The sequence below is a fragment of the Streptomyces cylindrosporus genome (assembly GCF_022698165.1).
Lineage (GTDB): Bacteria > Actinomycetota > Actinomycetes > Streptomycetales > Streptomycetaceae > Streptomyces > Streptomyces cylindrosporus.
On record NZ_JALDAY010000020.1, the window covers coordinates 19,951 to 39,763 of the forward strand.

A 19,813-nucleotide genomic window follows, 5' to 3' on the forward strand; every position below is an offset into this window, starting at 1 on the left:
CGACGGTAGGGCAATAATTATCGCCAGCGCAACTGGTTGTCGTAGTCTTGCGCTCGAACGAGGCATGCCGACACGGGTGTTGAGGAGGGGTGATGCCGCCGAGGAGTTATGCGACTGCACGGCAAGTGCGTCTGGGGGCTGAGCTGCGGCGCCTGCGCGAGGCTGCCGGGCTGAAGGCGCGTGAGGTGGCCGGCCTCCTGGATTCGACTTCGGCGCAGATAAGTCAGATGGAGCTGGGTTTCGCCGGTGTCAGCGAAGAGCGAGTACGGCGCCTCGCGGCTCACTACGCCTGCACGGACGAGGCGTTGATTGATGCTCTTGTCGTGATGGCGACCGACCGAACGCGTGGCTGGTGGGAGGAGTATCGGGGGGTGCTTCCGTCGGCGTTCCTGGACACCGCCGAGGTTGAGCATCATGCGACGTTCCTGCGCGAGATCGTGATGACGTACGTTCCGGGGCTGCTGCAGACCGCCGACTACGCTCGCTCGGTGTTCACGTATACGCGGCCGGAGCTGCCCGAGAGTGAAGTGGCCCTCCGCGTGGATCACCGGATGCGACGCCGCACTGTCATCGAGCGTGATGTTCCAGTTCCGTACGAGACGATCGTCCATGAGTTCGCTCTGCGCGTGCATGTGGCAGATCGCCAGGTATCGCGCTCTCAACTCCGCTTCATCCTGGACAAGATCGATGCTGGGCAGGTCTCAGTGCGTGTTATCCCCGTCGAGCGCGAAGGCTTCGCCGGTGCCGGGGCCTCGATGATGTACCTCGGAGGTCCGGTGCCCCAATTGGACACCGGGCAACGGGACGCCCCTACCGGCGTTGCGTTCATCGATGCGCAGCCTCAGCTGGAACAGCTTCGAACGCTTTTCCGTAGGGTGCAGGCAGCGACGCTGGAGCCTGCTGCGTCGCGGGACTTCATCCACCGGCTGGCGAAGGAACTCTGATGCACTGGCGAAAGTCCACGTACTCCGGCGGCGGCGACGGTGACAGCTGCGTCGAGATAGCCACCCTCTCCACCCGCATATCCATCCGAGACTCGAAGGCCCCCACCCGCGCCACCCTCACCTTCCCCACCCCCGCCTTCACCGCCCTCGTCGACCACCTCAAGGGCCCGCTCTCAGCGAGCCTCGGCGGATCTGATCGCGTCGGTGGTCAGGCGTAGGTTCCGGAAGTCTCCGCGGCCAGGCGGGTGTAGTGGGTCTTCCCCCCTCGCCCGAAAATCGTTCGCACCCTCGTGCTCCCAGACGCTAACTTCCCTCAGCGCGTGCCAAGTTGTCGTGAGGGGAGCTCGGTGTGGGGACGACCGGTCGGCTGGGGTTGTTGCTGGGGCAGTTCGATCACGCCAGGGAGATGGCGCAAGTACGGCTCACCGGACTCACGGACGACGAGTTCCTGTGGGAGCCCGTGCCCGGGTGCTGGTCGCTTCGGCGGCGGGTCGATGCCGTGACGCCCAGGGCGTTCGGGCCGGGGGAGTGGGTCATGGACCTCGGCGCCGCGGATATTCCGGCGAGCGAGTACGGCGAAGTAGCCCGGCAGGCAGCCAGCGGCATGAGCGTCGAGAAGATCGCCGAGGACTGGAGCGTGAGTGTCGGGCGGGTGGAGGAGGTGCTCGCGCACACCGGTGAGCCGGAGCCCGACGCGACCCCGGTCACCACCATCGCGTGGCGCCTCGGGCATCTGCACTTCCAGTTCGCGGGTGGCTGGGAGTGGGCCTTCGGTGAGCGGCGGCGGGATCCCAAGCTGATGGTCGACTTCACCCCCTCCGCCTCCCTCGCCCTCGAACGCTTCTGGGCCGACGTCGACCGCTGGCGCGAGAGCGTCGCCGGCGTCACCGACGAGCAGCTCGACACCGTCGGCTTCTCCCAGTACCCGTACGGCTCGGACCCCGACGACGCCTTCGCCGACGTGCTCGCCGGTACCAACCTCGAGTTCATCCACCACATGGCCGAGATCGCCGTCCTCCGGGACCTGTGGCGCGCCCGCGCCCAGTAAGAGGCCACAGCGTCCAGTAAGAGGCCGCCGCGTCCAGTGAGACAGCCCTGGTCAGACGCCCGTCTCCCGGGCTAGCGTCCGTCCATGGCAGCCTTCGACCCCTGGGACCCGGCGTTCCTCGCCGACCCCTACCCCGCCTACGACGAACTCCGCGCCAAGGGCCGGGTGCACTACTACGAGCCCACCAACCAGTGGCTCGTCCCCCGGCACGCGGATGTCTCGGCGTTGCTGCGGGAGCGGCGGCTCGGGCGGACGTATCAGCACCGCTTCTCGCACGAGGACTTCGGGCGTACGGCACCCCCGGCCGAGCACGAGCCGTTCCACACGCTCAACGACCACGGGATGCTCGACCTCGAACCGCCGGACCACACCAGGATCCGGCGGCTGGTGTCGAAGGCGTTCACCCCGCGGACCGTCGAGCAGCTCAAGCCGTACGTCCAAAACCTCGCCCGGGAACTCGCCGGCCGGCTGGTGGACGCCGGTGGCGGTGACCTGCTGACCGATGTCGCGGAGCCGCTGCCCGTCGCCGTGATCGCCGAGATGCTGGGCATTCCGGAGTCCGACCGGGGGCCGCTGAGGCCATGGTCCGCGGACATCTGCGGGATGTACGAGCTCAATCCGCCGGAGGACGTGGCGGCGAGGGCCGTACAGGCCTCGGTCGAGTTCTCCGACTACCTGCGCGAACTCATCGCCGAGCGGCGCAAGAACCCCGGGGACGACCTCATCTCCGGGCTCATCGCCGCGCACGACGAGGGCGACCGGCTCACCGAGCAGGAGATGATCTCGACCTGCGTCCTGCTGCTCAACGCGGGCCACGAGGCGACCGTCAACGCCACGGTCAACGGCTGGTACGCCCTGTTCCGGAACCCGGAGCAGCTCGCCGCCCTGCGCGCGGACCACTCGCTCGTCCCCCGGGCCGTCGAGGAGCTCATGCGGTACGACACCCCGCTCCAGCTCTTCGAGCGCTGGGTGCTGGACGACATCGAGATCGACGGGACGACGATCCCGCGCGGCGCCGAGATCGCGATGCTCTTCGGCTCCGCCAACCACGACCCGGCCGTCTTCTCCGCCCCCGAGCGCCTCGACCTCACCCGCACGGACAACCCGCACATCTCCTTCAGCGCCGGCATCCACTACTGCATCGGCGCGCCCCTGGCCCGTATCGAACTGACCGCCTCCATGACAGCCCTCCTGGAAACGGCCCCCACCCTGACCCTGACAGAGGAGCCGAGGCGAAAGCCGAACTTCGTGATCCGGGGGCTGGAAGGGCTGCGGGTGCAGGTCTCATAGTGAGTGCTGTGGTGCGTTACGTGCACTATCAGTTGATGACCGCCGTCGAGGCGGGGGTCGCCGTGGCCGTCACCGCGCCTGTGGTGTTCGGCGTGCGCGGGCTGCCGGAGGGCGATGGCTTCAAAGTGGCTCTCCTGCTGCTGCTTGCGGGGATCAGCGCGCTCTTCGGGCTGTTGGCGGGTACGACGCGGTCGAACTGGCTGGGCGGCGAGAAGCGCGAATTCGAGAGCGCGCTTCCCCTGACCGACCCGGACGCGGTGCTCCCCACCCCGCGCGAGTCCCTGCGCCGCGGTTTCGACGCCGGCTTCGTCGTCATCCTGGCCGTGCCGTCCCTGGCTCTCGGCCTGCTCTGGGATCCCTGGGCCGTCGGCTGGGCGGCCCTCTTCGCGCCGGAGCGGATCGCGAAAGGCGTGTGCCTGATCTTCTGGGAGCGGCGGCACGGCATACGCCTGTGGCGTGGGCGGGTCGCGGAACAGCCCCTGGGCAAGGGGCAGTTCCTTTACTCCTCGGCGGCTGTCGCCGTTACTTCGTTCGGTTCCGCGTCCGGGTCAGGAGCATGAACACGAGGAGCGGTATGAACGCTCCCCCGAGGATCACGAAGGGGAGCTCGGTCAGCAGGACCGTGTAGTCCATGCCCTCGCCCTCGAAGCCGCCGCCGAGGTGGCGTCGGGTGCGGGGTGTGGACAGCCACCAGAGCGGGGCCGCCACCGCGCCCACCGCCGACAGCGCGCAGCCGCCGCACGTCACACCGTCCACGCCACTTCGTCCCATGTCCCCAAGGACGTGATCCACCGCGCCCTGGTTCAGACCGTCCGCCGCATCTCGCGGTGCAACGCCCACGCGTCCGCCACCGGTCCCAGATGGCCCAGCTTGTCGGGGTTGATCACCGTGCGGACCGTCTGGACGCGGCCGTCGGCGATGTCGAGGGTCATCGTGCTGACCACCCTGCCGTCGCGGTCGCGGAAGATCGCGCCGGGCTGGCCGTTGAGCTCGTGCGGCTGCCAGGTGATGCCGATCCGGGCCATGCGCGGGAACGCGACGGACACCAGCCCGGCCACGCGGTCGGCGCCCACCAGGATCCTCGCCAGCTGCGGCGACTTGCCGCCCCCGTCGCCGGCCATCGTCACATCGGCCGCGAGCAGATCCCTCAGGTCGGCCACGTCCCCCTCGCGCAGGGCGTCGAAGAAGCGCGCCGCCAGCTTCTCCCGCTCCTCGCGGTCCGCCTCGAAACGCGGCCGCCCCTCCGCCATGTGCTTCCGCGCCCGTACGGCCAGCTGCCGGCACGCCGACTCCGAGCGCCCCACGGCCGCCGCGACCTCGGGGAAGCCGAAGTCGAACACCTCCCGCAGCACGAACACCGCCCGCTCCAGCGGACTGAGCCGCTCCAGCAGCAACAGCGCCGCCAGCGACACCGAGTCGGCCAGCTCGGCCGCCCGCGCCGGGTCCTCGTAGGGGTCGTCCAGCAGCGGCTCGGGGAACCACTGGCCGACGTACCGCTCCCGCCGCACCCGCGCCGAGCGCAGTACGTCGATCGACAGGCGGGTCACGGTCGTCGACAAGTAGGCCTTCGCCGACCGGGGTTCGGTCGGCACGGCCTCGTACCGCAGCCACGTCTCCTGTACGACGTCCTCCGCCTCGGAGACGCTGCCGAGGATCCGGTAGGCGATCGAGAACAGCAGCGGTCGCAGTTCCTGGAATTCCGTGGTCCTGCCGCCGCCGCCCATGCCGAATCCCCCTGGTCTTCATGTGCGTTGTCAGCCGGTGAAGGACTCCGGTCCGAAACGGCCCCACGCGATGAACACCGCGAGTGCCAGATAGACCACGTTCACCGCGACGAGCGCGAACTCTCCCCTGCGTCCGTGGGTGATCATCGCACCGACCATCAGTACGATCCAGCACACCGCCGTCACGGGCACCAGCACCGGCGCGATGTCCAGCGCCGCGGTCAGCACCAGGCCCGCCGCGGCGAGGAGTTCGAGCACGCCGAGCGTCCTGACGAAGCGGGCGTCGACGTCCGCGGTCCAGCCGCCGCCGTGCAGGGCGGCCAGCTTCTCCACCGGCACGAACGTCTTGGTGACACCGCCGGTCAGGGCCACCACGGCCAGCAGTCCGGCGGCGATCCACAGCGCGAGGTTCATCGTCCTTACTCCTTGATCGGGGCTTGCCTTCACCCCCGGGACGAGAGAGCCAACCGGCCTGTGACATCCACGGGGTCAGGTGGTCAGGTCCCGTCGCCGCAGGCCCGCCAGACCCGCCCCGGCCAGTACGACCGCCAGGGCCAGCAGGACCAGCACCGGCCCCCACTCCATCCCGCCGCCCGGCAGCTTCGGGAGGTGGCCGAAGGGGGAGAGGTCCAGGACGAACCGGGGAGCGTCCAGCGCCGGTCCCACCCAGCCGATCAGCAGGACCGCGACCGCGACTCCCCAGGCCGCCGGGGCGAGGCGGGGTGCGAGGCCGTACAGCAGGACCGTCAGGCCGCCGATCACCCAGATCGCCGGGAGCTGGACCAGGCAGGCGCCGAGGATCGGGCCGACCTCCCTGCCGTAGCCGACCGCGAAGCCCAGGCCGGCGAGGAGCATGATCAGGGCGGAGCCGGCGAAGGCGACGGTCAGATGGCCCGCGGCCCAGCGCAGTCGGCCGACCGGGGCGGCCAGCAGGGGTTCCGCCCGCGCCGAGGTCTCCTCGCCGTGCAGCCGCAGTACCGACGCGACGACGTACAGCGCCGCGATCAGACCGAGCATGCCGGTCATCGACGCGAGGAACGCGTTCGTCAACCCGCTCTGGCCGCCCATCCGTTCGAAGATCTCGCGCGCGTTCTCGTTGTCGCCGACCAGGTCGGCCACGCCGTCGGTGAGGCCGCCGTAGACGACCCCGGCGAGGAAGAAGCCGACCGACCAGCCCAGCACGGCGCCGCGTTGGAGCCGCCAGGCCAGCGCGCCCGCGGTGCCGAGGCGGCCGGCGGCCGGTCCGGGCCGGGTCGGCAGGAAGCTCATGCCCACGTCCCGGCGGCCCGCCAACTCGTAGGCGACCAGGGCCTGTACGCCCACCGCCGCCGCGAACAGCAGCAGTACCCACCAGCGTTCGTCCGCGAACGGCCGCAGGTTCTCCAGCCAGCCGAGCGGCGAGAGCCAGGTCAGCGCCGAAGAACCGTCGTCGGACGCCGAGTCGCCCGCCGCGCGCAGCACGAAGGCCGCGCCGAGCACGGCCGCCGCCAGCCCGCGCGCCAGCCGCGCGCTCTCCGTCAGCTGGGCGACGATCGCCGCCATCGTCGCGAAGAGCATGCCGACGCCGGCGAGCCCGAGCCCGAAGGCGAGCGCCCCGGCCGCCCCCTGTCCGGCCAGCCCGGCCACAACCAGCAGTGCCAGTACGGCGTTCGCGACCCCGGCGGCCAGCAGGGCGGCCGTCAGCGAGGCCCTGCGGCCCACCGCGCCGGACGCGATCAGCTCCTGCCGGCCGCTCTCCTCCTCGTCACGGGTGTGGCGTACGACGACCAGCAGGCTCGTCACGGCGGCGAGCGCCCCGGCGTAGACGCCGACGCGCCAGGCGGTGAGGGCGCCGAGGGAGTCGTCGAAGACCGGGCCGATCAGCGCGCGGAAGGAGGCGTTCGTGGCCACCTGGTGCAGCAGGTCGGTGCGCTCGGACTCGGTGCCGTACAGGCCCTTGAGGGTGTTCGGCATGGAGAGGATCATCAGGGCGTTGACCGCCACCCACGCCGGGATCAGCACCCGGTCGCGGCGCAGCGAGAAGCGCAGGAGCACGCCCGTGCCGGTGAGGGAGGTCATCACGCCGCCCCGTCTTCCTGGTAGTGGCGCAGGAACAGCTCTTCGAGGGTGGGCGGGGTCGAGGTGAGCGACCGCACGCCGGACTCGCTCAACTGCCGTAGCACCCCGTCGAGTTGGTCCGTGTCGACCTGAAGCCTGACCCGCTTTCCCTGTACGTCGAGGTCGTGCACGCCGGGCAGGCGCGACAGCCCGTTGGGGGCGCCGGCGAGTTCGGCCGTCACGCTGGTCCGCGTGAGATGGCGCAGGTCGGCAAGGGAACCGCTCTCCACGGTTCGCCCCTTGCGGATGATGCTCACCCGGTCGCACAGCTCCTCGACCTCGCTGAGGATGTGGGACGAGAGCAGGACCGTGCGGCCCCGGTCCCGTTCCTCCTCCACGCAGCGCTGGAAGACCTCCTCCATCAGCGGGTCCAGGCCCGAGGTCGGCTCGTCGAGGATCAGCAGGTCCACGTCCGAGGCGAAGGCGGCGACCAGGGCGACCTTCTGCCGGTTGCCCTTCGAGTACGTCCGGCCCTTCTTCGTCGGGTCCAGCTCGAAGCGGTCGATCAGCTCGGCGCGGCGACCGGTGTCGAGCCCGCCGCGCAGACGGCCGTAGAGGTCGATCACCTCACCCCCGGAGAGGTTGCGCCACAGGGTCACGTCCCCGGGGACGTACGCGATCCGGCGGTGCACCTCCACCGCGTCCCGCCACGGGTCGCGGCCCAGCACCTGCGCGGCGCCGGAGTCGGCGCGCAGCAGGCCGAGCAGGACGCGGATGGTGGTGGACTTCCCGGAGCCGTTCGGGCCGAGGAAGCCGTGCACCTCGCCTGCCTCGACGTCCAGGTCGAGGCCGTCCAGGGCGTGCGTGCGGCCGAAGGACTTGTGGAGCCCGGCGACCGTGATTGCCTTCGTCATGCTTCAGAACGTACGCTTCTTTCAGAAATTTGTGAAGTTAAGGAAGCGTATGAAGCCCGGTTAGGGTGGTGACCATGGCTGATGAGGTGGGGCGTGACCCGGAGGCGGTCTCCAAGTTCGTGGAGAGTTTCGCGGCGCAGCTCGTCGAGGCCGGGATGCAGCGCATGCCGGCCCGGGTCTTCGCCGCGCTCCTCTCCTCCGACGAGGGCGTGATGAGCTCCGCCGAGCTGGGCGAGCAGCTGCGGATCAGCCCTGCGGCCGTCTCCGGGGCGGTGCGCTACCTGACCATGACGCACATGGTCTCGCGCGAGCGGGAACCGGGCTCGCGTCGGGAGCGCTACCGGGTGCACGGCGACCAGTGGTACGAGGCGCTCACCAACCGCGAGGCCCTCATCAAGCGGTGGGAGGGGGCCCTGCGCGAGGGCGTCAGCAGCCTGGGCGCCGACACCCCCGCGGGCCGCCGCATGGCCGAGACGCTCGCCTTCTTCGAGTTCGTCGAGGGCGAGGTCGCGGCCATGATGGAGCGGTGGCGGGCACACCGCCGACAACTGTTCGGCGGCGAAGGCTAGTTACCGCTCCTTGGTCTCCTCCAGGACCGTCCGGCCCAGCAGTTCGTACCGCTCGGGGGAACGGCGCTTGAGGTACTGGGCGTAGCCGATGCCCGTCGCCCCGACCAGGGCCACCAGCCAGGGGGTTGCCTTCAGGAGCGGTGAGTCGGACTCGGAGCCCGCTGCCACGCTCATGTTGGACACCAGGAGGAGGACCACCGCGAGCATCGCGATACCGCCGGCGAGCGGGGCGACGAAGGTCTTGAACCAGTGCCGGCTCTCGGGGTGGTTGGTGCGGAAGTAGGCCAGCACCGCGAACGAGCACACCGCCTGCACGACCAGGATGGCCATCGTGCCGAGGATGGCGAGCAGGACGTAGAGGGCGTTGGCCGGGTCCTTGCTGGTGGCCCAGAACGCGAGGATCAGTACGGCGCTGATCACCGTCTGCACCAGGCCCGCGATGTGCGGGGAGCCGTGCCGGGCGTGGGTGCGGCCGATGGTGTTCTGGAGCTTCGGCAGGACGCCCTCGCGGCCCAGGGCGTACATGTAGCGGCTGGCGCAGTTGTGGAAGGCCATGCCGCAGGCGAGCGAGCCGGTGATCATCAGCCACTGCATGAGGTCGACCGCCCAGTGGCCGACGTAGCGCTCGGTGGGGTTGAAGAAGAGGGCGAGCGGGTTCGCGGACGAGGCGACCTTGACGGCCTCCGTCTCGCCGTTGCCGATGATGGCCATCCAGGAGACGAAGACGTAGAAGACGCCGACTCCGAGGACCGAGATCATCGTTGCCTTGGGGATGATCTTCTTCGGGTCGCGGGACTCCTCGCCGTACATCGCGGTCGACTCGAAGCCGACCCACGACCAGAAGGCGAAGAAGAGGCCGAGTCCGGCGGACGTGCCCTTGAAGGCGTTGACCGGGTTGACCGGGGCGAAGGTGAAGCCGTGCGGGCCGCCGCCGTGCAGGGCGACCGAGATCGCCATCGCCGCGAGGACGGTCACCTCCGTGCCGAGGAGTACGACGAGGAGCTTCTCGGCGACCGAGACGCCGAACCAGGTGCCCGTCGCGTTGACGGCGAGCATCACGATCGCGCAGGCCCACCACGGGACGTCAAGTCCCGTCTGGTCCTTGAGGGTTCCGGTGGCGAAGACCGAGAAGATGCCGATCAGCGCCGGCTCGAAGACGACGTACGCGAAGGTCGCCAGGAGCCCGGAGGCGAGGCCGACGGTGCGGCCGAGGCCGTAGGAGATGAAGCCGTAGAAGGCGCCGGTGGAGGTGATGTGCTTCGCCATCGACGTGAAGCCGACGGAAAAGATTGCCAGTACGACCATTGCGACGAGGTAGCTGGCGGGAGCGCCGATGCCGTTGCCGGACGACACCATGAAGGGCACGTTGCCGGTCATGGCGGTGATGGGCGCGGCGGTGGCGACGGCCATGAAGACCACCCCCAGCAGGCCCACCGCGTTGGGCTTCAGCCGGTGGACCGTGTCCGATCCCGCTGTCTTCGCCGCGGGGGCGACTCCTTCGTCCACTGCCATCGGGGTGGCCCCTCTCCTGCTGTCCGCTGTTTGCACTGGACCGGAACTCTCTAGCCCGTATGAGTCGAGCAAGGGTCTCGGGACGTTAAATGTTTGTCAACCAGACCTTTAGAAATCTCGCGCAACCTGCCGGCAACACACCGCTCGTACGGTCGCCACCATGAGCTACCTGTCCACCCTCGGCGGCGAACGCTTCCGCTTCGGCTCCCTCGCCCGCCTCCTCGCCGCCGCGAGCCCCGAGCGCTCCGGCGACCGGCTCGCCGGACTCGCCGCCGCGAGCGCCCAGGAGCGGGTGGCGGCCCGCTGGGCCCTCGCGGAGGTGCCGCTCGCGACCTTCCTGACCGAGCCGGTGATCCCGTACGAGACCGACGACGTGACCCGGCTGATCCTCGACACGCACGACGCGGACGCCTTCGCGCCGGTGGCCGGGATGACGGTCGGGGAGCTGCGGGAGTGGCTGCTGGCCGCGGACGGCCCGGCGCTGGCGGCCCTGGCGCCGGGGCTGACGCCCGAGATGGCCGCGGCCGTCTCCAAGCTGATGAGCAACGCGGATCTCGTCGCCGTCGCGCGCAAGGTGCGCGTGGTGACCGCGTTCCGCTCGACGATCGGGCTGCCCGGCCGCCTCGCGACCCGGCTCCAGCCCAACCACCCCACCGACGACCCCGCGGGCGTGGCGGCCGCGCTGCTCGACGGTCTGCTGCTGGGCTCCGGCGACGCGGTGATCGGCATCAATCCCGCGACGGACAGCCCGAAGGCGGTGCGGGGGCTGCTGGAGCTGGTGGACGGGGTGATCGGGCGGTACTCGATTCCCACCCAGAGCTCAGTGCTATGTCACATATCAATGAGCGTGCAACTAATGGCCCAGGGCGCCCCCGTCGACCTCGTCTTCCAGTCCATCGCCGGCACCCAGGCCGCCAACGCCTCCTTCGGCGTCACCCTCGGCCTCCTCGACGAGGCGTACGAAGCGGCACGGGCGCTGGGCCGCGGCACCGTCGGCGACAACGTCATGTACTTCGAGACCGGCCAGGGCAGCGCGCTCTCGGCGGACGCGCACCACGGGGTGGACCAGCAGACGGTGGAGGCGCGCGCGTATGCGGTCGCGCGGCGCTACCGGCCGCTGCTGGTGAACACCGTCGTCGGCTTCATCGGCCCGGAGTACCTGTACGACGGCCGGCAGATCCTCCGAGCCGCGCTGGAGGACCACTTCTGCGGCAAGATCCTCGGTCTCCCGATGGGCCTGGACATCTGCTACACGAATCACGCGGACGCCGATGACGACGACGTGGCGACCATGCTCACGATGCTCGCCGTCGCGGGCGCGTCCTTCGTGATCTGCACGCCGGGCGGCGACGACATCATGCTGAACTACCAATCGGCCTCGTACCACGACGCGTTGTATCTGCGTGAGGTCCTGGGGCTGCGTCCGGCGCCGGAGTTCGAGGCGTGGCTGGAGTCGGTGGGCCTGCTGGACGAGCGGGGAGCGATCAAGGACGTGTCCGGGGCCCATCCCCTGACGGCGATCGGAAGGGAACTGGCGGCATGAGCGAAGTCACCCTGCCCGGCGGTGAGTTGTGGCCGGCGCTGCGCGCCCGCACCCAGGCCCGGATCGGCCTCGGCCGCGCGGGCTCCGCGCTGCCCACCCGGCACCGCCTGGCCCTCCAGGCCGCGCACGCGGCGGCGCGGGACGCGGTGCACTCGCCGTTCGAGCCGGACACGGTGGCGGCGGGGCTGGCGGGGCTGGCCACGGTACGGGTCCGCAGCGCGGCGGGTGACCGGCCGACGTACCTCCAGCGACCGGACCTGGGCCGCCGCCTCCACCCCACGGACCGCGCCCATCTCCCCGTCGGCGACTGGGACGTGGTGTTCGTCGTCGCCGACGGGCTGTCCAGCCGGGCGGTGCACGAGCATGCGGCGGCGATGGTGCGGGAGACGGCGGCACGCCTGCCCGGCTGGCGCGTCGCCCCTGTCGTCCTGGCCGAACAGGCGCGTGTGGCTCTGGGCGACGACATCGCCCACGCGATGGGCGCGGCGATGGTGGTCGTCCTGATCGGCGAACGCCCCGGCATGTCGGCGGCGGACTCCCTGGGCGCGTACCTGACGTACCGTCCGACCCCGGGCGTGACAACCGACGCGGACCGCAACTGCCTGTCCAACATCCGGCCACCGCTGGGCCTGACGTACGAGGCGGCGGCAGGGAAGCTGGCGGGGCTGATGGGGAAGGGGCGGGAGCTGGGGGTTACGGGGGTGGGGCTGAAGGACGAATCCGATCACGCCAATGTGATCGACTGGCTACCCTGAGTTGGTGATAAGCGGCACTGAGCCCAGCGGCAGCTTCGAGGAGCTCCTGGATCTTCTCGACGAACTGAACGTGCCTGACGGCTACAAGGCCGAGATCATCAGGGGGAGCATCGTCGTCTCGCCGTGGTCGAAGGGGTACTACGTCCGTGTCATGCGGTCGGTGTGCAGCCAACTCGAGCCGTACCTCCCCGAAGGCCACGTCATCGAGCGGGCGCCCGTTCTGTTTGTGTTCCCAGGCGTCGACCGTGTTCTGGACGCCGTCCGCCACAGGCTACGGGTCGCACTGCACCCAGCCGTTCGGCGAGCGCCTCCACATCCCGAAGTCGTTCGACTGCACCCTCGACACCACCGGCTTCCAGGCCCCCGCTAAGAAGCCACCGGCACCGTAAGCCCCCAAGCCCCCTCCCAAACCGTCCACGTCCGTCTCCGTACCGGCCCCCACACGCCCGCGTCCGCCCGGTACCGGAAATCCGTGCCCGAGACGCTCACCGTCCGGCCCAGGGCTCGTACCGGTGAGGCCTCCGCGCCCACCGACAGGGGGCGGATCTCGATCTCGGCCATGCCCGCGGCGGCCGGTGTCACCGACACCGTCTCCACCGGATGGTCCAGGTCCACCAGGGTCACGCCGTCCACCTCGACGCGCAGGCGGGCCGGCCGGGGGGCGGGGGCCGGGGCCTCGCGGGGCGGGACCAGGGTTCGTACCAGGGACTGGGCCGTGCGGAGCCAGGGGCGGGTCGGTTCGGCGGACGTCGGGGAAGGGGAGTCGGGGGGCAGCGAGGGGATGCGCAGGGTGCCCAGGACGACCCCGTCGCTCTCGTCCACCAGCAGGTCCAGGCGGCGTACCGAGCCGTCGAGCACCGCCCTCGCCGCCGCCACCGGCCCCGTCGGCACCCCCAGGGACCGGGCCACCGACAGGGCGCCCCCGACCGGTACCACCGACAGCGCACATCCGGCCAGCTCCCGCTGCCGGTGCAGCAGCGACACCGCGCGGGCCAGCGCGCAGTCGTCGCCGATGACCACCGGCCGCCGGGAACCGCGCCGGGACAGGGCGCGGGCGAACTCCTCCGCATCCTCGGGCAGACAGACCTTCGCCTGCGCACCCGCGCTGAGCACGTCTTTTGCGATACGTACCGCCTCGCCGTCCGTCCGGCGGGCCACCGGGTCGATGACCACAAGCAGCTGGTCGGAGCGCGCCTCGGAAGTCGCGGAAGTCGCCACCTCGGTCCTGCCTCGCTTCCTCGGGTAGCATCTTTGTGCAAGAGCCCCTTGCGCTATTGCGCCAGGGGCTTCGTCTATTCCGGGGCATCCGGGTCCGACGGGTTCGCGGCCGACGACGGCCGTCGGTGGCCGAAGCAGGTCGCCGGTGTACGAGGCACAGGGCCGTGCCGCGTACGCCCCTGACCTTGGACATGCCCCGCCCGGAAGGGGTGTACGCGCGTGCCCGCACTTGTGCTGCTCGGTGCTCAGTGGGGTGACGAAGGCAAGGGAAAGGCGACGGACCTGCTAGGCGGGTCGGTCGACTATGTAGTGCGCTATCAGGGCGGCAACAACGCCGGCCACACGGTCGTCGTCGGCGACCAGAAGTACGCGCTGCACCTGCTCCCTTCCGGAATCCTCTCCCCGGGGTGCACCCCGGTCATCGGCAACGGTGTCGTCGTCGACCCGTCGGTCCTGTTCTCCGAGCTGAACGGGCTGAACGAGCGTGGCGTCGACACGTCCAAGCTCCTGATCAGCGGTAACGCTCACATCATCACGCCGTACAACGTGACGGTGGACAAGGTGACGGAACGCTTCCTCGGGAAGCGGAAGATCGGGACGACGGGCCGCGGGATCGGTCCGACGTACGCCGACAAGATCAACCGGGTCGGCATCCGGATCCAGGACCTGTACGACGAGTCGATCCTCACCCAGAAGGTCGAGGCGGCGCTGGACGGCAAGAACCAGCTGCTCACCAAGGTCTTCAACCGCCGCGCCATCGAGGTGGAGAAGGTCGTCGAGGAGCTCCTCGGCTACGCCGACCGCCTCAAGCCGTACGTCGCCGACACGGTGCTCGTCCTCAACCAGGCCCTGGAGCAGGACAAGGTCGTCCTCTTCGAGGGCGGTCAGGGCACGCTCCTGGACATCGACCACGGCACGTACCCCTTCGTGACCTCGTCGAACCCGACGGCGGGCGGCGCCTGCACCGGTTCCGGTGTCGGTCCGACGAAGATCAGTCGGGTCATCGGCATCCTCAAGGCGTACACGACCCGTGTCGGTTCGGGCCCCTTCCCGACCGAGCTGTTCGACGAGGACGGCGAGGCGCTGCGCCGCATCGGCGGCGAGCGGGGCGTGACCACCGGCCGGGACCGCCGCTGCGGCTGGTTCGACGCGGTGATCGCCCGGTACGCGACCCGCGTGAACGGCCTGACCGACTTCTTCCTCACCAAGCTCGACGTGCTGACGGGCTGGGACGAGATCCCGGTCTGCGTCGCGTACGAGATCGACGGGCGGAGGGTGGAGGAGCTGCCGTACTCGCAGACCGACTTCCACCACGCGAAGCCGGTGTACGAGTACCTGCCGGGCTGGAGCGAGGACATCACGCAGGCGAAGACCTTCGCCGACCTCCCGAAGAACGCGCAGAACTACGTGAAGGCCCTGGAGGAGATGTCCGGCGCCCCGATCTCCGCGATCGGCGTGGGCCCCGGCCGGGACGAGACGATCGAGGTCAACTCCTTCCTCTAAGTCCCTTATATCCCCTAGCTGTTGGGCCGGTCATGGACATCCTTGACCGGCCCATGGCTTGTTCCTGGTTCCGCATGTAATAGAGGGACGCAACTATCTACGCGGGTAGCCCCGTAACTCTCCTCCCTCTTCCGTTCCAGGAGCCTCGCATGCCCGTCAGTCCCATGAACCGTCGGCAGTTCGTGAAGAAGTCGGCCGTCACCGGTGCCGCCGTCGCCGCCGCGGGAGCGGTCGGCACCGGCACCGCCCAGGCCGCCGACCTCGGCAAGCCCGCGAAGACCCCCAAGACCTGGTCGTTCTCCATCCTGGGCACCACCGACCTGCACAGCCACGTCTTCAACTGGGACTACTACGCCAACAAGGCGTACTCCGACAGCAAGGGCAACACCTACGGCATCGCCCGCATCGCCACCCTCGTCAAGCAGCTGCGCGAGCAGAAGGGCGAGGACCGGGTGCTGCTCGTCGACGCGGGCGACATCATCCAGGGCACCTCGCTGGCGTACTACTACGCGAACGTCGACCCGATCACCGGCAAGGACGGCAAGCGCGGCCCCAAGCACCCCATGGCGATCGCCATGAACGAGATGCGGTACGACGCCGCCGCGCTCGGCAACCACGAGTTCAACTACGGCATCGAGGTGCTGCGGAAGTTCGAGGAGCAGTGCCGCTTCCCGCTGCTCGGCGCCAACGCGCTGGACGCGAAGACCCTGCGGCCCGCCTTCCAGCCGTACACCGTCAAGCGCATCCGGGTCCCCGGCGCGCCGGACATCAAGGTTGGCATCCTCGGCCTCACCAACCCGGGCATCGCGCTGTGGGACAAGGACAACGTCTCCGGCAAGATGACCTTCACCGGGCTGGTCGAGCAGGCGAAGAAGTACGTGCCCCGGCTGCGCGCGCTCGGCTGTGACGTCGTCTTCCTCACCGACCACTCCGGCCTGGACGGCTCGACCTCGTGGGGCGACGAACTCCCGTACGTGGAGAACGCGTCGAACCTGGTCGCCGAGCAGGTGCCGGGCATCGACGCGATCCTCGTCGGGCACACGCACGTCGACGTCCCGACGTACACCGTGAAGAACGAGGAGACCGGCGAGGACGTCCTCCTCTCCGAGCCGTACTGCTACGGCTACCGCCTCTCCGTCTTCGACTTCGAGCTGGAACTCGTCCACGGCTGCTGGAAGGTGACGGGCAAGACCGCGACCACGCTCAACAGCAACACGGTCGCCGAGGACGAGCGCATCACCGAACTCCTCACCGCGGACCACGAGTTGGTCGTGAAGTACGTCAACACGGCGATCGGCACGTGTACCGAGGACATGTCGACGGCGGAGGCCTGCTGGAAGGACGTGCCCGCCATCGACTTCATCCACCAGGTGCAGATGGAGGCGGTGAAGTCCGGTCTGTCGACGGCGGACGCGGCGCTCCCGCTGATCTCCGTCGCCGCCTGCTTCAGCCGCACCGCCGACATCCCGAAGGGCGACGTCACCATCCGCGACGTCGCCGGGCTCTACATCTACGAGAACACGCTGTACGGCAAGAAGCTCACCGGCGCCCAGCTCAAGGACTACCTGGAGTACGCGGCGAAGTACTACCACCAGGTGCCGGCGGGGACGGCCGTGGACACCGCCACGCTCACCAACGCCAACAGCTTCTGGGACTACATGTACGACACGGCGGCGGGCGTCTCCTACGAGATCGACATCGCGGCGGCCGAGGGCTCCCGGATCAAGAACCTGACCTACAACGGCGCCGCCGTCGCCGACGACCAGGTCTTCGTCGTCGCGGTCAACAACTACCGCGCCAACGGCGGCAGCGGCTACCCGCACATCGCCGCCGCGGAGTCCGCCTACAGCTCCACCAACCAGGTCCGCGACCTGATGATCGCCTACGCGACGGCGAAGGGCACGATCGACCCGACGACGTTCGCGGCGACCAACTGGAAGCTGACGCAGGGTGGGACGCCGGTGTTCTAGCGGTCGGAGAGGGGGGAGGGGGCTCTCGCCGAGCCTCCCCCTCAGCCGACGAGTGCCGGATCGTGATCGTCGGTCGGTTCTGCCGGCTCGGTCCGGTCGGGCCTCGGCAGATGTCGCTTGGCCAGGGTCCAGGCGGTGGCCGTCAGTGCGGTCGCCGTCAGGGCCGCGAGCATCAGGGTCGTGTGCGAGCCCGCGCTGTCCGCCGCCCTGGCGACGGGGTTCGGCAGGCCCAGGCGGGCGGCCAGCCAGGCTGTTGCCGCTGTCGCCGTGAGGAGGGCGCCGGTCAGGCGGAGCCGGGGCTGGATGCTGAGGCGGGCCAGGGTCAGCAGCGTGGGCAGGGCGAGGCAGACCAGCAGGAGCTGGACCAGTTCGATGCCCAGGTTGAAGCCGAGGAGGCTGGTCACCAGCTGGCCGGTGGAGAGGTGCATCTCCGCCAGCACGAATGAGAACGCCATGCCGTGTCCCAGGCCGAAGACCCCGGCCACGACCGCCTCCCGGCCCGGGAAGAGCGGGCGGATCGCGTGGACGGCGCCGACGAGGATGCTCGCCGCGATGAACGCCTCCACCGGCCAGGCGGGGATGTCCAGCCGGCCCAGCGCGGTGACGGCCAGGGCGATGGAGTGGCCGGCCGTGAAGGCGAGGGTGATACGGCCGATGCGGGCGAGGGCGGAGCGGGCGCCGACCAGGCCGTTCCAGCGGCCGGCGGTGACGGCCAGCGGTGCGGGGAGCAGCAGGATCAGCAGGAAGAGGAGGTGGTCGGTGCCGGTGAGGATGTGGTTGCCGCCCAGTTCCACCATGGCGACGAAGCCGCGCCAGGCGCTGCCCGCGCCGAGGTCCACCTTCAGGGCGTGGACCGTCATGTGCCGGGTGTCGAGGGCGATCGTGCCGACCTGCGTGGTGCCCTTGCCGTCGACCCGGCCGGCCGCCCAGTCCTGACGTACCGTCACCAGAGCGACATGCGTGACCACTTGGTGCACGATCACGTCGTAGTCGAAGGTGAAGCGGCGTACGTCGGCCCCGGCCGGCGGGGTGAGCACCGCCTTCGCGACCAGCTCGCGGTACGGGCCGGTGGACGTCTGCTGGGTGCGGCTGAGGCTCAGCGCGCCGATGGCGACCTGCCAGGCCCTGCCGTCGGTGGTGGTCGGGTGGATGTGCTTGAGCAGGTAGGCGCGAACCGCCTTGGCCTTCGCGGGTAGTTGGGCCGTGGTCGTGTCGGTCAGGTCGATGCCGCTCGCGCGCGCCAGCTCGTCGACCGGCAGCTCCAGGCGCGCGTCGACCGAGCTCCGGTACACGTCCAGCTGCACCACCGAGTGCGGCATCGGATGCGCGGCGGCCGGCGACGCCCCGAGCAGGAGCGCCGCCGGTACCGCGATCGCGATCCCGGCCACCAGGCGTAGCAGCGCTGTGGTCAGCCAGTTTCGCGGTCCGGTCATGAGAAGGAGAACTCGTTGCCGTAGTCGCGGGTGTGGTCCCGGTACACGGTGTGGTAGTGGACCTGGTCCTGGAAGACCACGCCGTTCTGGCAGACGAACTCGATCCAGACGCTGGGGCCGTCGATCCGGACGTAGTCGCCCTGGGTGGTCAGGTCCGTGCTGCCGGAGTAGGAGACGTAGGTCTCGTCGAGCTCCTTGGCGTACGTCTTCATCAGCTGCTGCGCCGTGGCGTCGTCCACGTCGGCCACCCACGGGTGGATCGCGGCCAGGACCAGCTTCTTCTGCTTGGGGGAGAGCTCGCTGACCTTGATGCCCTCCTTGGTCTCCGGGAAGTCGCCGTCCTTGCCCGGGCCGAGCAGCACGTCGCCGAAGGACTCGGACAGCTTGGCCTCGGCCAGCTGCTCGGTGCTCAGGCTCCCGGTCAGCTTCAGCAGGCCGTCGCGGAACTTCGCCAGCGGGGAGTACGTCGTGCCGTCGTCGGCGGTCCAGCTGGTCGGCTCGACGCCGGTGAAGAACGGGCTCGCGCCCTCGACCTTGCCGTCCTTGTAGGTGATGTTCACGGCGAGGTGGTGGCCGCCGAAGTGCAGCTGCCAGGTGCCGGTCTTCGACGGGGTGCCGAGGAAGGCCAGGTAGTAGTAGCCGCTGCCGTACGAGAAGCCGCCGGGGCCGCCGCCCGTGCCGCCGGAGGGCGGGGCGCCCGTCGGGGTGTCGGTCGGGGTGTCGCTGGCGCTGGCGCTGGCCGTGGCGGTGTCGGTGGCGGTCGCGCTCGGGTCCGCCGAGGCGGTGTCGGACGCGGAGGCGGAGGCGGACGCCGAGGGCGCGTCCGTCGGGCCGGCCGACGCGGAGCTGGTGCTCTCCGCCGAGGCGAGGACGTCGTCGGCCTTGAGGGTCTGCAGGACGTGCTCGTAGCCGGTGTCCTTGCCGGAGCCCAGGGCCAGCTTCAGCACGTGCTCGGCGGCAGCCAGTTGGTCGTCGGTGAGCGAGCCGAACTCGATGCCGGGGCGGCAGGTCCCGGCGCACGGGAGGTTCGACCAGGCGGTCGCGTTCGCCTGGGAGAAGTCGACCAGCGTCGAGGACTGCTGGTCGGAGTCGAGGGTGTTCAGGAACGCGTTGGCGGCGCTGACCACGGCCGCGACGCCCTTGGCGTTCTTGTCGACCGGGCGCTGGGTGCCGGCCGTCTTCTGCGTCCCGCTCGTGCCCGTCGAAGCATTTGCTACGGCGAATCCGCCACCGACGAGCACCAGGGCTGTGGCGGCTCCGGCTATGGTCCGCCGGGTCCGCCTGGAACGGACCTGGCGGGTTCTCTCTTTACTCACGAATCGCTCCCTATGGGCGAATTCCGGGCGCACTGAA

Annotated in this window: 20 protein-coding genes; 11 read left to right on the forward strand and 9 right to left on the reverse strand. The window is 69.9% G+C overall.

The genetic code is table 11. The features are described from left to right. Positions 1-92 precede the first annotated feature (92 nt). From MQP27_RS46650 to MQP27_RS46670, 5 genes are all read left to right on the forward strand, one after another. A complete protein-coding gene (locus tag MQP27_RS46650; protein WP_242777347.1) occupies positions 93-944 on the forward strand; it encodes a helix-turn-helix domain-containing protein in 852 nt (283 codons plus the stop codon). Continuing rightward, positions 944-1,162: a DUF397 domain-containing protein gene (locus MQP27_RS46655; protein WP_242777349.1), complete on the forward strand. Its 219-nt coding sequence runs from the start codon at positions 944-946 to the stop codon at positions 1,160-1,162. The genes MQP27_RS46650 and MQP27_RS46655 overlap by 1 nt, the downstream gene beginning before the upstream one ends. A 131-nt stretch (positions 1,163-1,293) precedes the next feature. Then, a complete protein-coding gene (locus MQP27_RS46660; protein ID WP_308290093.1) occupies positions 1,294-1,992 on the forward strand; it encodes a DinB family protein in 699 nt (232 codons plus the stop codon). An 84-nt stretch (positions 1,993-2,076) separates the two neighbouring features. Continuing rightward, positions 2,077-3,282 (forward strand): cytochrome P450, encoded by a 1,206-nt coding sequence (locus MQP27_RS46665; protein ID WP_242777351.1) that lies wholly within the window; start codon positions 2,077-2,079, stop codon positions 3,280-3,282. 35 nt (positions 3,283-3,317) lie between these two features. Beyond that, positions 3,318-3,842: a hypothetical protein gene (locus MQP27_RS46670; protein ID WP_242777353.1), complete on the forward strand. Its 525-nt coding sequence runs from the start codon at positions 3,318-3,320 to the stop codon at positions 3,840-3,842. Here MQP27_RS46670 and MQP27_RS46675 read toward each other — a convergent pair. The 5 genes from MQP27_RS46675 to MQP27_RS46695 all read right to left on the reverse strand — a co-directional run bounded on the left by MQP27_RS46675 (position 3,805) and on the right by MQP27_RS46695 (position 7,957). Further along, complete coding sequence (locus MQP27_RS46675) at positions 3,805-4,038, reverse strand: hypothetical protein (protein WP_242777355.1); 234 nt, start codon at positions 4,036-4,038, stop codon at positions 3,805-3,807. The two genes, MQP27_RS46670 and MQP27_RS46675, sit on opposite strands and share 38 nt — an antisense overlap. Before the next feature lie 47 nt (positions 4,039-4,085). Further along, positions 4,086-5,006 carry an RNA polymerase sigma-70 factor gene (locus MQP27_RS46680; RefSeq protein ID WP_242777357.1) on the reverse strand — a complete coding sequence of 307 codons (921 nt, stop codon included), beginning with the start codon at positions 5,004-5,006 and terminating at the stop codon, positions 4,086-4,088. Between the two features lie 30 nt (positions 5,007-5,036). Further along, positions 5,037-5,420, reverse strand: coding sequence for a DoxX family protein (locus tag MQP27_RS46685; RefSeq protein WP_242777359.1), 384 nt, complete (start codon positions 5,418-5,420; stop codon positions 5,037-5,039). A 75-nt stretch (positions 5,421-5,495) separates the two neighbouring features. Further along, on the reverse strand, positions 5,496-7,064 hold the full coding sequence (locus tag MQP27_RS46690) for an ABC transporter permease (protein WP_242777361.1): 1,569 nt from the start codon (positions 7,062-7,064) through the stop codon (positions 5,496-5,498). Continuing rightward, complete coding sequence (locus tag MQP27_RS46695) at positions 7,064-7,957, reverse strand: ABC transporter ATP-binding protein (RefSeq protein ID WP_242777363.1); 894 nt, start codon at positions 7,955-7,957, stop codon at positions 7,064-7,066. Before MQP27_RS46695 ends, MQP27_RS46690 begins: the two co-directional genes overlap by 1 nt. Positions 7,958-8,031: 74 nt before the next feature. Here MQP27_RS46695 and MQP27_RS46700 point away from each other — a divergent pair, with 74 nt between their 5' ends. Continuing rightward, positions 8,032-8,526, forward strand: coding sequence for a GbsR/MarR family transcriptional regulator (locus MQP27_RS46700; protein WP_242777365.1), 495 nt, complete (start codon positions 8,032-8,034; stop codon positions 8,524-8,526). Here MQP27_RS46700 and MQP27_RS46705 read toward each other — a convergent pair whose 3' ends face one another. Continuing rightward, entirely contained in the window at positions 8,527-10,038 is a 1,512-nt protein-coding gene (locus MQP27_RS46705; RefSeq protein WP_242777367.1) for an APC family permease, read from the reverse strand. It abuts the gene before it with no gap. Positions 10,039-10,198: 160 nt separating this feature from the next. Between MQP27_RS46705 and MQP27_RS46710 the strand changes: the two genes are divergently transcribed. The 3 genes from MQP27_RS46710 to MQP27_RS46720 are packed head-to-tail and all read left to right on the forward strand — an operon-like array spanning position 10,199 to position 12,706. Then, complete coding sequence (locus tag MQP27_RS46710) at positions 10,199-11,581, forward strand: ethanolamine ammonia-lyase subunit EutB (protein ID WP_242777369.1); 1,383 nt, start codon at positions 10,199-10,201, stop codon at positions 11,579-11,581. Continuing rightward, the gene (gene eutC / locus MQP27_RS46715; protein ID WP_242777371.1) at positions 11,578-12,336 is read left to right on the forward strand and encodes an ethanolamine ammonia-lyase subunit EutC; all 759 of its coding nucleotides are present in this window, start codon (positions 11,578-11,580) and stop codon (positions 12,334-12,336) included. The genes MQP27_RS46710 and eutC overlap by 4 nt, the downstream gene beginning before the upstream one ends. Positions 12,337-12,340: 4 nt before the next feature. Next, positions 12,341-12,706: a hypothetical protein gene (locus MQP27_RS46720; RefSeq protein WP_242777373.1), complete on the forward strand. Its 366-nt coding sequence runs from the start codon at positions 12,341-12,343 to the stop codon at positions 12,704-12,706. On the opposite strand, the gene MQP27_RS46725 is transcribed toward MQP27_RS46720, so the two are convergent. Next, complete coding sequence (locus tag MQP27_RS46725) at positions 12,703-13,554, reverse strand: diacylglycerol kinase family protein (protein ID WP_242777375.1); 852 nt, start codon at positions 13,552-13,554, stop codon at positions 12,703-12,705. The two genes, MQP27_RS46720 and MQP27_RS46725, sit on opposite strands and share 4 nt — an antisense overlap. A gap of 219 nt (positions 13,555-13,773) precedes the next feature. Here MQP27_RS46725 and MQP27_RS46730 point away from each other — a divergent pair, with 219 nt between their 5' ends. Both MQP27_RS46730 and MQP27_RS46735 read left to right on the forward strand, forming a co-directional pair. Then, positions 13,774-15,057 (forward strand): adenylosuccinate synthase, encoded by a 1,284-nt coding sequence (locus MQP27_RS46730; RefSeq protein WP_242777377.1) that lies wholly within the window; start codon positions 13,774-13,776, stop codon positions 15,055-15,057. Positions 15,058-15,206: 149 nt separating this feature from the next. Next, the gene (locus MQP27_RS46735; protein ID WP_242777379.1) at positions 15,207-17,027 is read left to right on the forward strand and encodes a bifunctional metallophosphatase/5'-nucleotidase; all 1,821 of its coding nucleotides are present in this window, start codon (positions 15,207-15,209) and stop codon (positions 17,025-17,027) included. A gap of 41 nt (positions 17,028-17,068) precedes the next feature. On the opposite strand, the gene MQP27_RS46740 is transcribed toward MQP27_RS46735, so the two are convergent. Further along, a complete protein-coding gene (locus MQP27_RS46740; RefSeq protein WP_242777381.1) occupies positions 17,069-18,460 on the reverse strand; it encodes a HupE/UreJ family protein in 1,392 nt (463 codons plus the stop codon). Beyond that, the gene (locus MQP27_RS46745; RefSeq protein WP_242777383.1) at positions 18,457-19,776 is read right to left on the reverse strand and encodes a DUF3500 domain-containing protein; all 1,320 of its coding nucleotides are present in this window, start codon (positions 19,774-19,776) and stop codon (positions 18,457-18,459) included. The genes MQP27_RS46740 and MQP27_RS46745 overlap by 4 nt, the downstream gene beginning before the upstream one ends. Between the last annotated feature and the right edge of the window lie 37 nt (positions 19,777-19,813).

Bases quoted from the DNA above. Each gene is read 5' to 3' on its own strand.
- MQP27_RS46735 (WP_242777379.1), top strand. From the start codon at position 15,207: ATGCCCGTCAGTCCCATGAACCGTCGGCAGTTCGTGAAGAAGTCGGCC.
- MQP27_RS46670 (WP_242777353.1), top strand. From the start codon at position 3,318: ATGACCGCCGTCGAGGCGGGGGTCGCCGTGGCCGTCACCGCGCCTGTG.
- MQP27_RS46650 (WP_242777347.1), top strand. From the start codon at position 93: ATGCCGCCGAGGAGTTATGCGACTGCACGGCAAGTGCGTCTGGGGGCT.
- MQP27_RS46690 (WP_242777361.1), bottom strand. From the start codon at position 7,064: ATGACCTCCCTCACCGGCACGGGCGTGCTCCTGCGCTTCTCGCTGCGC.
- MQP27_RS46700 (WP_242777365.1), top strand. From the start codon at position 8,032: ATGGCTGATGAGGTGGGGCGTGACCCGGAGGCGGTCTCCAAGTTCGTG.
- MQP27_RS46665 (WP_242777351.1), top strand. From the start codon at position 2,077: ATGGCAGCCTTCGACCCCTGGGACCCGGCGTTCCTCGCCGACCCCTAC.
- MQP27_RS46655 (WP_242777349.1), top strand. From the start codon at position 944: ATGCACTGGCGAAAGTCCACGTACTCCGGCGGCGGCGACGGTGACAGC.
- MQP27_RS46740 (WP_242777381.1), bottom strand. From the start codon at position 18,460: ATGACCGGACCGCGAAACTGGCTGACCACAGCGCTGCTACGCCTGGTG.
- MQP27_RS46710 (WP_242777369.1), top strand. From the start codon at position 10,199: ATGAGCTACCTGTCCACCCTCGGCGGCGAACGCTTCCGCTTCGGCTCC.
- eutC (WP_242777371.1), top strand. From the start codon at position 11,578: ATGAGCGAAGTCACCCTGCCCGGCGGTGAGTTGTGGCCGGCGCTGCGC.
- MQP27_RS46705 (WP_242777367.1), bottom strand. From the start codon at position 10,038: ATGGCAGTGGACGAAGGAGTCGCCCCCGCGGCGAAGACAGCGGGATCG.
- MQP27_RS46685 (WP_242777359.1), bottom strand. From the start codon at position 5,420: ATGAACCTCGCGCTGTGGATCGCCGCCGGACTGCTGGCCGTGGTGGCC.
- MQP27_RS46695 (WP_242777363.1), bottom strand. From the start codon at position 7,957: ATGACGAAGGCAATCACGGTCGCCGGGCTCCACAAGTCCTTCGGCCGC.
- MQP27_RS46680 (WP_242777357.1), bottom strand. From the start codon at position 5,006: ATGGGCGGCGGCGGCAGGACCACGGAATTCCAGGAACTGCGACCGCTG.